This is a genomic window from Sorangiineae bacterium MSr11954 (assembly GCA_037157815.1).
GTDB lineage: Bacteria > Myxococcota_A > Polyangia > Polyangiales > Polyangiaceae > Pendulispora > Pendulispora albinea.
The window spans coordinates 9904623-9917854 of record CP089984.1; the positions used below are offsets into that span (position 1 = coordinate 9904623).

At 69.9% G+C, this 13232-nt stretch carries 10 protein-coding genes; 3 read left to right on the forward strand and 7 right to left on the reverse strand.

Annotated features, from left to right (window positions below):
- From LZC94_38675 to LZC94_38690, 4 genes are all read right to left on the reverse strand, one after another.
- Window positions 1–3105, reverse strand: a complete 3105-nt coding sequence (locus LZC94_38675; protein ID WXB13748.1) for a PD-(D/E)XK nuclease family protein — start codon at window positions 3103–3105, stop codon at window positions 1–3.
- Complete coding sequence (locus tag LZC94_38680; protein ID WXB13749.1) at window positions 3102–5498, reverse strand: lytic transglycosylase domain-containing protein; 2397 nt, start codon at window positions 5496–5498, stop codon at window positions 3102–3104. Before LZC94_38680 ends, LZC94_38675 begins: the two co-directional genes overlap by 4 nt.
- Window positions 5495–5968: a hypothetical protein gene (locus tag LZC94_38685; protein ID WXB13750.1), complete on the reverse strand. Its 474-nt coding sequence runs from the start codon at window positions 5966–5968 to the stop codon at window positions 5495–5497. The genes LZC94_38680 and LZC94_38685 overlap by 4 nt, the downstream gene beginning before the upstream one ends.
- 115 nt (window positions 5969–6083) lie before the next feature.
- A complete protein-coding gene (locus LZC94_38690; protein ID WXB13751.1) occupies window positions 6084–6839 on the reverse strand; it encodes an FHA domain-containing protein in 756 nt (251 codons plus the stop codon).
- Between the two features lie 218 nt (window positions 6840–7057).
- On the opposite strand from LZC94_38690, the gene LZC94_38695 reads away from it, so the two are divergent.
- Window positions 7058–8566, forward strand: coding sequence for a hypothetical protein (locus tag LZC94_38695; GenBank protein ID WXB13752.1), 1509 nt, complete (start codon window positions 7058–7060; stop codon window positions 8564–8566).
- On the opposite strand, the gene LZC94_38700 is transcribed toward LZC94_38695, so the two are convergent.
- Together LZC94_38700 and LZC94_38705 are read right to left on the reverse strand one after the other, a co-directional pair.
- Entirely contained in the window at window positions 8541–9617 is a 1077-nt protein-coding gene (locus LZC94_38700) for a hypothetical protein (protein ID WXB13753.1), read from the reverse strand. The genes LZC94_38695 and LZC94_38700 overlap by 26 nt on opposite strands.
- A gap of 3 nt (window positions 9618–9620) precedes the next feature.
- A complete protein-coding gene (locus LZC94_38705; GenBank protein ID WXB13754.1) occupies window positions 9621–11222 on the reverse strand; it encodes a protein kinase in 1602 nt (533 codons plus the stop codon).
- 156 nt (window positions 11223–11378) lie between these two features.
- On the opposite strand from LZC94_38705, the gene LZC94_38710 reads away from it, so the two are divergent.
- Both LZC94_38710 and LZC94_38715 read left to right on the forward strand, forming a co-directional pair.
- Window positions 11379–12104, forward strand: a complete 726-nt coding sequence (locus tag LZC94_38710) for a hypothetical protein (protein WXB13755.1) — start codon at window positions 11379–11381, stop codon at window positions 12102–12104.
- A 153-nt stretch (window positions 12105–12257) separates the two neighbouring features.
- On the forward strand, window positions 12258–12515 hold the full coding sequence (locus LZC94_38715) for a hypothetical protein (protein ID WXB13756.1): 258 nt from the start codon (window positions 12258–12260) through the stop codon (window positions 12513–12515).
- Here the strand turns inward: LZC94_38715 and LZC94_38720 are convergent, their stop codons facing one another.
- A complete protein-coding gene (locus LZC94_38720; protein WXB13757.1) occupies window positions 12516–12959 on the reverse strand; it encodes a hypothetical protein in 444 nt (147 codons plus the stop codon).
- Window positions 12960–13232: the final 273 nt, after the last annotated feature.

Genomic DNA, 13232 nt, shown 5'->3' on the forward strand with positions numbered 1-13232 from the left:
TTACCAGCCCCCTCCGCCGCCGCCCGATCGGGCGCCCGGGGAGTCGCTGCGTTGTTCGTCTTCCTCGCTGGCCACGAAGCGGGGCCGCCGGCAGCCGCCGTCGTAGGGGCAGCGATCGCAGACCTTGGGATCGTCGGGCGCCGGGCCCACCGCGCCGTCGCGAACCGCCCGCACCACGGCCAAGGTCCGCGCCACCACGCCCGATGGACCGTCGCCCATGGCCTCCGCCCAGGCGCTCGCGTAGGCCGACGTCGAATAGGTGCGGTCGAGCTGGTGCGTCGGCAGGTACATGCCGTCGGCGTACCTCGCGCCGAGCACTTCGCGCGCGATGAGGGCGTAGAGCGGCACCTGGTAGACCGACTTAGTCACCTCGCGCTGCGCGTCCTTGGCGGTGCGCGCGCCGCGCTTGTAGTCGACGATGCGGATGGCCGTGCCGTCCGGGGATCGATCGACGCGGTCGATGGTGCCGCGGATGGAAATGGCGACGCCGTCCTGCTCGAAGCGCAGCGGAGGCCAGGTGCCCTCGCGGCCATCGCCGAAGGAGCGCTCGGCCAGCTCGAAGTCGTACGACTCGTCGCCCAAGCTGAAGTCGATGACCTTGCGCACGTCGTCGCGCGTCTCTTCGAGCGCCATGCGCCGGAGCGCCGATGCCACCCGCTCGCGCGCGAGCACCCGGTCGGCCGCCTCGAAGGCGAGGGCGCGGATCCCTTCGGCGTCGCGCGGGCGCTCGCGCCAGAGCGGCAAGGTGGCGACGAAGGCCGCCGCCAGGGCCTCGTGCACCAGGGTGCCGCTCTGGCGCGCGTCAGGCACGTCCGACGCTTCTTCCTTCTCGCGCGCGCCGAGCACGTGCCCCGCGAAGCCTTGAAAGGCGCACCGCGCGAAGCGCTCGAGCGACGTGACCGGCAGCGGGCGCGCCGCGCCCCCCGTGTCCTCGGTGATGGCGCGCGCGACGTTCGTGTCCAGCTCGAGGAACCCCGTGAGCGGCCCGCGGTAGTGCGCCGACTTGGTCCCGTGAAAGCTCTCGCGCGCGAGCTCGATCCGAGCGCGCCGCGCGGCGTCCGGGACCACGCTGACGCCGCGCGCGGGATCCCGGGCCAAGAGCCGGAGGCGCGCGTCGCGGGCCGTCAGCGGGCGAGCGCGAAGCGGCGTCACCGGCCAGCTCTTCTCCGCCGCGCCGCCGCGCGCGAGCCAGGCGACCAACGGGGCCGGCGAGAGCGCCGCGCCCTCGGCATCGCTTGTACAATACACAAATACGAGCTTCTTCGCGCCGGCGGCGGCGAGCGCCAGCTGCGCCATGCCGCGCGCGGCGATGGATGCCTGCGGCGCCGGGGAGCGGGCCGGATCGATCTCGCGGAGCCCCGCGACGAACGACTCGAACAGGAGCGCCGGGTGCGCGTTCAGCACCGGCAGGTTGCCTTCGTTGGCCGAGGCGATCACCAGGCACGCGAGCGACTCGTGGGCCAAGTCGGCCACCCGCGCGATACGGAGCGCGCCGATGCGCCGCGCCCCGGGCGGCGGATCGCCCGCCTCCAGCGCGCGCACGAGCTCGTGCCGAAACGCATCCATGCCGATGCTCACGCCGCCGTCGTTCAAGCGGTGCACGGCCGCCTCGTAGCGGTCGAGCGTTTCCATGAGCACCCGCCATGCGTGCGCGTCGCGCGCCAGCGCGTGCAGCTCGGCGCGCGCGAGGCCTGTGGGCACCTCGTCGCGCGCCAGGGTGGCGCGCGCGTCGAAGCCCACCCGCGCCGGGAAGCCGAGCGCGCTCCAGAGCTCGCGCGCCGCGCGAATGTGCTCGAGGCGGGTCTGCGCGCGCGACGCCTTCCAGAGGATCTCGCCGACCCTGCGGGCGAGCGGCCCGAGGGTGTCCGACGGCGCGCGGGCGTCGAACCGTGCCTTCGACGCGCCTGCGCGCGCGGTCGCCTCCAGCTCCTCCACCGGATCGGCGCCCCGGGCCGTGGGGGTCTGCTCGAGCACGGCCGCGAGCCGGAGGAGCTCTTGGCGCGCAGGTATGGGCTCGCCCTCGCCCGTCAGCGAGACGGCATCGACGTACCGCGAGCGGAGGAGCCGCGCCACGTCGTGGCGAGGCAGGCCGCGCGATGCCAGCGCGTGCGCGTCGAGCGCGCGCGCCACGATGGCCGACGCGGTGGGCGCCGGGCCGCGCGGATCGTGCACGGGGATGCCGAGATCGCCTACCGCGCGGCGCAGCGGCTCGAGGGCGTGCTCGTCGAGCTGGGGCAGCGCCACGGCCAGGGACTCGATGGGGGTCCCCGCCGCGAGCTCGCCGTCGATGGCGTCGGCCACCGCGCGCGCTTGCACCTCGACGTCGGCCGCTTGCCGGATGGAGATGCGCTCCGGCTGCGGAACGGGCCCCGAGAGGCGCAGATCGCCGAGCACGGGCTCGATGCGAAACGTCTCCGGCGGCGCATCGAACGCGCGCGCCATGTCATCGAAGAGGATCTCCAGCGGATCGCGATCGCGGGTCGCGTCGAGCGGCGACTCGAAGCTCGGCAGCTCGAGCTTCGCCGACCCGCCTGCGCGCTCAAGGGCCCGATCGAGCGCGCGCCACCACGCGAGATCGGAGGGCTCCCACACCACGATCCAGCGCGCCACCAGGTGCGCGCTCCCCACGAGGTCCACGAGCGCGCTCGGATCGGCCGCCCCCAGCGCCGCGGCGAGGGCGGCGCCCGCCGAGCGACCGTCGACCAACCCCATCGCGCCGAGCGCCCGATCCAGGGCGACCAGCGCCGAGCGGAGCATGCGGGCGCGCCGGCCCAAGGTGCCCCCTTTGGCCTCCATGCGCTCGAGCGCCTGCACTTGGGCATCGCACGCGCGCAAGGCGGCGATGGCTGCGTCGACCGAGTCCACCGTCTTGAGCCACACGTGCGATCCGCCGCGCGCGATGGGCCCGAGCAGCGGATCGTCGGGCGCGACCGCCGCTAGCGCATCGGCGAGCGCCAGGCGGGTCACCTCGGGCGACGCGAGGGTCACGTCCGGGGCGAGGGCCTCCAGCAGCCGGTGTTTCAGCGCGGTCCGTGTTTCGCTCGGCACCCCCTCCCGCGACAACCGCTCGACGTGGCGCTCGGTCGGCACGATGAGGCGCGTCATGGGACGACCCGCAACGGAACCGCGAATACCTCCTTCAGGGCCGGTCGGTCATAAAGGAAGGCATAGGCGGCATACGACGAGAGCACGCTCTTGATGTACCTGCGCGTCTCCTCGTACGGAATGTTCTCCACGAAGAGGTCGAAGTCGGTGACCGTGCGCTTCGCCAGCCAGCGGTTGACGGCGGTCGGGCCCGAGTTGTAGGCCGAGACGGCTAGCATCTTGTTTTGCGCGTACGACGTGCGCAGCTGGGCGAGGAGCTTGGTGCCGAACGCGATGTTCACGTCGGGTCGCTTGAGGGACATTTCATCCCAGGGCAACGTGCTCCCGCGGGCCAGGCCGCGCGCCGTGGGGACCACCAGCTGCATCAGCCCGATGGCGCTGGCGCCGCTGCGGGCGTCGGTCACGAAGGTGGACTCTTCGCGCATGATGCCCCACGTGAGCGAGAGCGGAATGCCATTGGCCTCGCTCTCCTTCTTCACGAGGGCGTCGAACGCCCGCGGATAGGCCGCTTCCCACGCATAGCGCCAGGTCCCCACCGGGTAGTGCGCGAGGTGCTCCGTCAGGCGCGAGCGGCTGAACATGTGCCCGAGATCGGGCGCGCCGCCGCGGTCGTACACGTCGGCGATGATCCATAGAAGCTCGTGATCGGCTTCGTCCCCCAGGAAGCCGGCGCGGGTGAGCTCCTTCTTCGCCGCCTCGGACTCGCCCACCTCGAGCAGGCGCACGGCGCGATCGAACGCAGGGGTGGCCAGCTCCGGATGGTCGCGCGTGATGAAGGGCCCCGTGGGCTCGCGGGCCGAGGCTGCTTCCAAGGTTCGCGCCGCCATGCCTTCGTCGAGGGCCGAGAGCCGCACATAGGCTTGCGTCATGTAGAACGTGAGCGGGAAGTCGTCGATGATCTTGGCGTAGCGGGTCTTCGCGTCCTCCGTGTCGCCCTTCATTTCGGAGACGCGGGCGCGGAAGTACGGGGCGCGCCCCGACGCTATCCACGAGCGCTCCAAGGGGTCGAGCACGATGGCGCGGTCGAGCGGATCCTTGGCGCCGCTCCAGTCGCCGCGGGTCATGCGGTGAAGGGCGACGCGAAAGAGCGCCTCCGTCCGCATGTCGCCCTCGGGGTAATCGTCGGGCAAGCCGAGCAGCATGCTCGTAAAGCGCGACTCGTCGCCCGACTCGCCCAAGAGCAGCCCCGCCAAGAGCCGCGCATCGTCGGCCAGCCGGTGCCTCGGAAATTGCTGCTCCACCTTGCCGAAGCGCTCCACCGCCTCCTGCGTGCGGTTCGCCGAGCGGCTCGACTTTCCGCCTTGGAAGAGCGCATTCACGAGCTGCTCGTCCCCCGTGCACATGCGGATGGCGTCGCCCCACGCGTCGGCCGCGGGCTGCTTGGTGCGCGCGATGGCCTGCGCGCGCAAGGTGCCGAGCTTACACGCCGTGCTGCCCGTCTTGCCCGCGGGCCACGAGGCGATGATGGCGTTGGCCGCCGTGAGCGCCTTCGTGGCCTCGCCGCCGTCGAGCCACCCTTGGACCTGGCGAACCTGATCGGCCTCGGAGAGCCCCTCCCGAAACTGCGGATCGGCCTTGCGCAGGGCCAGGGCCGCGCGCTTCTGCGAGGCTTGGGCGCCGGAGCTCTCGGCGATCTTTGGAATTTCGATCAGCACGCGCGTGCTCAGATCGAGCGCCTCGCGCGGGTTGGCATCGGGGCCGGCCGCGCCATCGAGGATGGCGTTGGCCAAGCGCACCGAGAGCTCGACCCAGCGCGGCGTGTGCCCGTTCTCCGCGAGGATCTCGCGCCAAAGCTTGGCCGCCGCGGGGCGCTCGCCGCGGGCGGAGAGCGCGTCGGCCAGCACGATCTTCGCCTCGTCGTAGGCCGGCAAGGTGGTGGGCACCGCGTGCGCGTGCTGAAACGCCTCTTCCCAGCGCGCGGTCTTGCCCAGGGCTTGGCCGGCGCGCAGCCTGGCGTACGGCGCCAGCGGGCACTCGTCCTTCACCGCGTCGAAGGCGTTCACCGCCTCGGGCTGCTCGCCGGCGAGCACGTGCAAGCGGCCCGACACATAGGACCACCCGCAAATGGACGCGATCTCCGCCGGGTAGGCGCGCCGCGCCTCGTCGACTTGGCGGGCGGCGTTCGCGTAGTCCTTGGCCCGCTCGAGATCGCGCACGCCCGCGAGCCGCGGATCGTCGTAGACGCTCTCCACCTTCGGCGGCTCCCGCGTGGAGCGCACGGCGGGCGGCGGAATTTTGGGCGCGCTCGCCTTGACCTCGCCGCCCCGGGCCAGCGGCTCCGGTTCTCGCCCGCTCGGGCGGCATCCCACGGCCGCGACGAGCGCGGCGATCCCCAAAAGCACGCCTGCGCGGCCGGGTACCCCGCCGCCTACCCTGCTTCTTTCACGCTTCATCGCTTTCGCCACGCTTCGCTCGCCGATTCCTCTTCGATGGCTACGATGCGCTTTCGCACCCGCTCGAGGTAGCGCGAGCGGTCCTTGTCGACGACGTCGGCGTCGGCCTTCCTCCCGGCCAGCGCATCGCGCGCACGCGCCTCGTGATTGGCCGCGCCTTGCTCGACGAGGGCGGCGCCTTCCACCTTTTGCTCGAGGGTGCGCTGCTCGTTCTGCACGAGCCGCTCCCACGCGCCCCCGCGTTGCAAATCGGCCACGCGCAGCTCCCCGCGCGCAAGCGCCTCGCGCTCGGCATCGCGAACGATGGTCGCCTCCGCCGCCGCCCGGGCGCGCAGGGTCTCGAGCTCCTGCCGCAACTCGGTGGCCACCTCCCGCTCGCGGATGGCCGAAGCAAGCTCCACCGTTGCTTCCTTGACGCGGCCTACCCGCAGACCCAGCAGAACCTCGAGTGGATACTTCTTGCGCCGCATCGGTCGACCGAGTCTAGCGCGCACGCGCACGAAGCGGAGGAGCTCTTTGCCTTTTTGCGGCACGAACGAGGAGCGATCGCGGAGAAAACCAACCGCGAACGTGGCAAGAACGAGGCTACAGCTCTCCGCGCGCGTGCCCCAAGGCAAGGCGCGATGCGCAGATGCGACCGGCGACCACCAGGAGACGGCGCAGCGAGTCGGTGACCTTGTCGGGTGAGCGCGTGATGAACGCGAGCCAAGGCGCCGAGGTGCCATGCATGGGCACCGCGATTTTGGTGCGCCCGTTGGGGAGCACGCTCTCGAGGACCATGGTGCCGCCAAAGGAGGCCGGCTTTTCGCCGCTTGCGGCGGCGGTCGCTAACGGGGTGACGTCGCACTTGGCGTACGTCTTGGCCCAACTTCCGAGCGCCGCCTCGATGGATGCCAGATCGGTCGCGGCACAAAGCGCTTCGTCGAGCGCAAAAACGGCGCCCAGCCCGCGCACATCGGCCGCGAGGCCCGTAAACAAGGTGTGCACACCGGTGGTGACCGAACCACGGTAGGCGGGGCTGTCGTCGATTTCATCGGCGTCGGCCGCGTCGGAGACCACCAGGTACGTGTCGCCCACCACGATGGAGTCGCCCACCTTGACGATGGCCTCCCGCACCTCGCGCCCCGCGTGCAAGAGCGGCGCGGCCCCGTGACAGACATGGATGCGCGCCCCCTGCTCGGTCGCGACCACATGGAAGTGATGCCGGGAGACCGATCGGTCGTCCAACGTGAGATTGGCATCGCGGGCGCGACCCACCATCTTCACGTCGTGGTTGATGATGAGTTGGGCGCCCACGTTCAAGCCGCGTGCAACGATGAGGCGCCTCGTGGGTTGGGCCATCGTAGAAGCAGCATAACAAATCGAGAAGGCAGGCAAGGGCAGGTGCGCTTTTTCCGCACCGATCGGGCATGCGGCGCAACGTTTTCGCCGGGGACGGAAGCTGCCACGTTTGCGCGAAGGCACCCTTGGCGGCCAACGATGTGCCGGAAGCTACTCGTTGGTCGGGCGAATGTGGATTAGGCTTGGCCGCGTGCGGGCGCCGCCGGGGATCGCGATCCATGCGTAAAATGGCCTTTCGGCTCGCCGCGCTCGTGACGCTGTCAGGCTTGGCCGGCTTGGGTGGCGCGATCGCTCCATTCGGCATGGTGGGCTGCGCATCCATCCTCGGGCTGGAAAATACGACGTTGGGCTCCGACCCCGATGTCTCCGGCGACGGCTTCGTGGTTCGTCAAACCACGGGCTGGATCGCGGCCGACGGCGGCTATGTGACGTGGCCGAGCAAGCTCGCGTCGCAAGACATCACGGTTTCGGTGCGGAACGGGACGGAGTTCGTGGCCAGCGAGCTGCGGTCGCAGCACATCGTCGACGGCACCACCGTCGGGCTGAACTTTGGCTCACCCGCGCCGGGCGAACGCTATGTGGCCGTGCAGGAGGGCGGGATCCGCACCATCTATGTGGTGAAGGGCAACCACCTCGACCTGGGCTTCGACGCGGTGGGGCGCCACGATGCCGTGCAGGCCGCGGCAGGGCTTCGTCTGACGGCCAAAGGCGTGTCGGCGACCGACGGAGGTGAGAACGAGCCGGAGAGTTTTCTCGGCGGGAGCCTGACCCTTCCCCTGGGGAAGCTCGCCGGCACACCGCCCGCGTGGACCATCGCCCAAGGCAGCAGCGCGGGTCCGCTGCGGCTCCTCGATCGGGCGAAGGGCGATGTGGCTTGGGTGAAGCGGGAAGGCCCCGTCGCGCCATCGTTCCTGGCCACGGTCGAAGGGTGCACCTTCCCCGAGCAGTTCCAAATGCTCCCGGGCTCCGAGGCCCACGTCGAGGTGACGTGCGGCACGGCGCCGAAACGAAGCGTGTCGCTCCGCACCTCGCTCGAGGCGTTCCGAAACCTGGTCGCCAGCGCCCCCGAGCCGGACAGCGCCGTGGTGACCTTGGTGCAGATCCCACCGGGGCATCGGGTCCTGCGCGAACAGCCCGCGACGCGCGTGATGGGCGATCTGGTCGGCCACGGCCCCGTGCCCCTCGATGCCGCGCCGCTCGATTTCGACTTCGTCGATCCCGCGCTCCCCGATTGGCCCTTGGTGGCCACCGCGCGGATCGAGTTCGAGTCCGGCGGCGCGGCGCCCTTCCAAACCTCCTTCAAGGTGTCGCGCGCGCTGCGCGATGGGCCGCTCGCGCCGCTCGTGGGGCCCGTGCGCGGGGTGAGCATTGGAACGTCCGATCTTCTGCAGCCCGGCGCCAAGATCGTGGGCGTCGGATACACCCCCACCATCGTCCTCGTGCCGCCCGACACCACGCCGCCGCTGCGCGCGCCGACCAGCTACCGTCTGGGCATCATGGCCTTCGATGATCGCGACGGCGGCCCCGCCGGCGGCTTCGAGTTCGTGACCGAGATCGTCACCCGCGGCACCGAGGTGGTCCTACCTCCGGGCGTGGTCCAAGCCGGGAAAACGCACCTGTTGACGGTGACCGCCCAGTACACCGAGTCCTATTCGGAGGAGGAGCCGCTTCGCGGGCGGCTCCCCTCGGGCGAGACCACCATCACCACGAATGTGTTCGCACCGTGATCCCCACCTCGCCCGTCCTCCCCACGTCGATGCGAGGCAGCACCTGCAGGGCCCCCACGGTCGATGTGCCCTTCGGCCGCCGCGGCGCCGTAAAGAACAGCACCGCCCCGGCCGCGGCCAGCACGGCGCCCGTGCCGAAGAGGATGGTCGCGGCGCGCGCTTGATCGTGCGCGCTCTCGGTATCCCGCTGACCGGCGGCGTTGCATATGTACGTCTGCGCGTTGCAATTCGAATCGAAGGCGCCGTCGTAGGTCGATTTGGCGGACAGTCCAAAGTAGCCGCCGATCAGCACCGTCACCAGCCCAACGCCGCCCGCCGCGATCCCCGCCGTGCGCTGCCATCCGAGCCCGCCGAGCCCTTCGCGCGACTGTGCGCCCTCGGCGGCCGGCGACGCGGGCGTTGCCTCGGGCGCATCCACCCCAGGAGCATGGGCGACCGCCGCCGGTGCAGATTCCGGCTCGAGGGGCGGCACCTCCACGCGCACGGTGCTCGACTCGGCGATGCGCGCGTGGGTGCTCCACGGCTTTCGGCCGGGCGCCAACGCCTCGACGAGGACCTCGCCCGAGTCGACGAGGCGCGCAGAGCCGATCTGCCCGCGGGGCATCACCTCACCGTCGACCTTGACGACCAGCGCCTCCGCGTTGGTCCCATTCGCGGCCGACACCGTGACGACCAGCCGCGAGAGCCTCGGCTCCAGCGCCGCGGCCCGTGACGATGCAACTTGCGCCCGTGTGCCCTGCCCCGCCAGCGCGAGGATCTCCTGGTACAAGCCCCACGCGCGGGCGATGCGCCCGATCTTCTCGTAGCACTCCGCGAGCTTCCCCCGCGTCCCCACGCCGGGAAAGAGCGCCAAGCTCGCCTCGAGCTTCGCGCACGCCGCCGCGTACTTCCCCTGATCCATGAGCTGCACGCCTTCGTAAAAGAGGCTGCGCCCCGCCGCTTGCGACTCCGACGCGGACCCTTGCGACTGCGCCCGCGCCTGCGGAACGTGCGCCGCCGCGCTCAACGCGCCGATGGCCCCCAGAACGAACATGCGCGCGCGCGGGTGCATGGCTCAATCCGGGGTGGCAAACACGTCGGGTTTCGCGGGGCGCGCGCTCGGAAGTGGGGTGGGCCCCGTCGGCTGCTTCCTCTTTGGGGGCCCCGAGGCGTCCAGCTCGTTGATGAAAAAGATCGCAGCCGGCATATCGCGCACCGTCGGCGATGGCGCGGCCGACGGCGGCGCGGATGATGATGATGAGGCGGATGCGGATGTCGACGCCGATGGCGCGGCCGGCGCAGGCTCGATGACCGGCCCCAAGCGCATTTCGGGCGCGGGCGCGACCGGCGACGCAGTCGAAGGCAACGCGGTCGAAGGCAACGCGGTCGAAGGCAACGCGGTCGCAGAGCCGCCCGACGGAGATACGCCCGATGGCGATACGGACGACGGCGATGCGGACGACGGCAAAACGCCCGCGGGTGCCCCCAACGACGGCGCCGCCGCGCCCGACTCTTTCGCCGCGGGCGCGGGCGTCTCCGGCGGCGACGGTTTGCGAACGAGGAGCCCGCCCACCAGCGCGATGCCCAACGCGCCTGCAATCGCAATGGCGCCGATGGGCACCGTGAACACCCAGTTGGACCGCCCCACCACACGGCGCGCCGACACGGAGGCGCGCCCGAGGGTCGAGTTGCCGGTGCGCGCGACCGAAGGGCCAGGTCCGAGCCCATCGAGCGACGTCGCGTTCACCCCCGTATCCATCGACGGATCGGGGGCGGGCGGCGGCATGGACTCCCACGCCGTGCCGACCAGGGTGACCTCCGCCGCGGAGCGAAGGCTGGCCATCAGCTCGCGAACATTGGCGAAGCGCGCCTTCGGATCCTTCTTCAAGCAGCGCGCGACGAGCCTCTCCAGCTCGACCGGAACGTGCGGCGCATGCTCCCGGATCGAGGGCGCCTCTTTGTACAGGACGGAGGCGTAAACCTCGCCCACCGACTCCCCGTCGAACGGATTGAGCCCGGTGATGAGCCGGAACGCGATGGCGCCGAGGGCATAGATATCGGCGCGGCCGTCGACGTGCTTCGCGCTCCGAACTTGCTCGGGCGCCATGAAGGCCGGCGAGCCCATGGCGTTGCCGGTCTCCGTGGTTTCGCCGGCGGGCGCGTCGTCCGGGTCGGCGAACTTGGATATTCCAAAGTCGAGCACCTTGATGAGCGCCGTCCCGTCGTGGCGGTGCGTGAGGAACAAGTTTCGCGGCTTCAGATCCCGATGCACGATGCCCGCGGCGTGCGCCTCGTCCATCGCCTTGCAAACGTCGAGCAGGTACGCAATCGCCTCGTGGGGCGGGATCCGCCCGCGCGCCTCGAGCACCGCGTCGAGATCCGCGCCCTCGAGGAACTCCATGACAATGTAGGCCACCCCGGTGTCGAGCACCCCAAAGTCGCTCACCCGCGCCACGTGCTCGCTGCGCAATCGCGCGGCCGCCCGCGCCTCGCGCACGAAACGAGCGGCCACCTCCGGATCGTGGCTCCATTGCGGGAGCAAAAACTTCAGCGCCACCAGCGATCCGAGCTGCACATGCCGGGCAGCCACGACGATTCCCATGCCGCCCTTGCCGAGCACACGCTCGACCCGATACTTCGACGCGAGTACCTGGCCGATCTCGACGGGCGATCTCACGGTCGTTCGATCATACATGACGAACGTTTCCGCATGAAACCTGGACACTGTGCGTTCCAGTGAACGGATGTGCTTTAGACCACGGACCTGGATTTGTTTTCACATCGGGCAGCCCGGCCCCCGGAACCAGGAACGCGAACGCACGTACCCCGGAAAGTGAGAGCCGCTGCATCCTTTCTCCTCGCAATTCTTGCGTCGTTCGTCCTCTTGCTGCCGCGAACCAGCCGCGCGTGCGGCCTCACCCCACCCATTGGCCCCAATGGCTTCCCCACCGTATGCCACGGTGAAGCCACCTCGATCCGCTTTCACGCCGGCCTCTCCGTCGGCGGAACGTCCACCACGATCGACTTCGGCGATCGCCGCGCCGACTTGCTGCAGGCCGCGAGCGTCGCCTCGCTCGACGTGATGCCGCTCGATGCGCTCACCCTCAGCGTGTCGGCCGGCGCATCGTTGGGTGGCAGGGTCGACTATCTCGGCGCGCGCTACGATCTGCGTCCGGGTTGGCTCGGGGGCGTCGGCATCTCCTATCGTCTCTTCGGGCGCGGCGGGTTGCCGTTCGTGCAGCCATCGCTCTCGTATTCCTTTGCGCGCGCCACCAGCGTGGCGCCCGGTGGGGCCGAGACGGACTTCACGGCCAACGACTGGCGCGCCGGGTTGGTGGTGGGAAAGGCCATTGGAGGCTTTGCCGCGCCTTATGTGCTCGCGCGTTATTTTGGCGCCGGCACGGATTGGTCCGTCGGCGGTGGACACGGCGGCGATCACTTCCGCTACCACGCGGGCATCGGCAGCGCCTTCGCGTTTTCCGAGCACGTCGATGCCATTGCGGAGCTCGCGGTCCTCGGCGAGCGCCGCGCGACCCTCGGCGTCGGCTACATGTTCTAGCGGCGCGCGCTCGTGCCGTGCGCGCTCGTGCCGTGCGCGCTTGTGTCCTGGGGACTGAGCGCGCACGAGCTCATGCGTCTCGGCAAAAGACGGCAGGTACAACCTTCTGATACTTTCGTGGGTTCATCGCTCGAGCAAGGAGGGAGCTCGCTCATGCAAAAACGAAATATGCTCGCCGTATCCGCGGTACTGGGGATCCTCGCCGCCTGTGCAAAACAGACACCCGAGGCCAATGCCCCCTCGGGCACCGAGTCGACGACCACCGCGGAAAAGGCATCGTGCGGCGGCCCGGATCACACCGACAAGAACCACTGCCAGGCCAAGGCAAAGTGCTCGGGCGCAGACCACACCGAAAAGGGCCACTGTGCCGCGGCCGCCCCCGCGCCGGGCACGTCCACGCCGGCCAAGTAATCATCCGAGCCTTCGATCGAGGCGCTCGAGCGCCATTCGGGTCACGTTCACCAGCTCCGAGTCCGGGAGACCGCCCAGCTTCTCCCGGGCTTTGAGCACATGAAACCGCGCGAGCTCGAGATCGCCCAGCTTCTCGTAATCGGCCGCGAGGTTCAGGTGCAGTTCGGGAAAGAAGCTCGCCAAGGTGACCCCCTCGAACGCGCGGGTCGATTGCGCTTCGGTCGCGAACGACGCGGCGTGCAGCGCGAGCTGATCCCAATGCAGCTCCTTTTCCACCTCGTCTTGTGCGTCTGCCATGTAGTGGCAAAGCACGCATCGATGAAACGCGTCGCCATGCTGTACGCGCAGCCATAGATCGGCGAAGCGAATGCGGGCGCCCGTTCGATCACCGCCCCGCAGCACGCCGACCACATCGATGATTTCGGCGGTTATGGGATCCATCATCGGCACACGCCGTGCGCATAGCACGCTCCCATGCGCGATGGAGTGGATTGTCCACTATTCCAATTTCGTTCCATGGCGCGCCATTCGCGTGAGCGACAATGGAGTTGCCCTGGCACATTGGCGCTGAAAAATTCGCCGTGCCGGATCGCGACCGATCCGCCGATCGGTTCGCTTTCTGCAGCGCGCGATTTGCACAACGACATAGGAAAACACGCGCCAAAAATGAGAATCGTCGCCGGACGATGTCGAAATCGGGACTGCTCGATCGTCCAG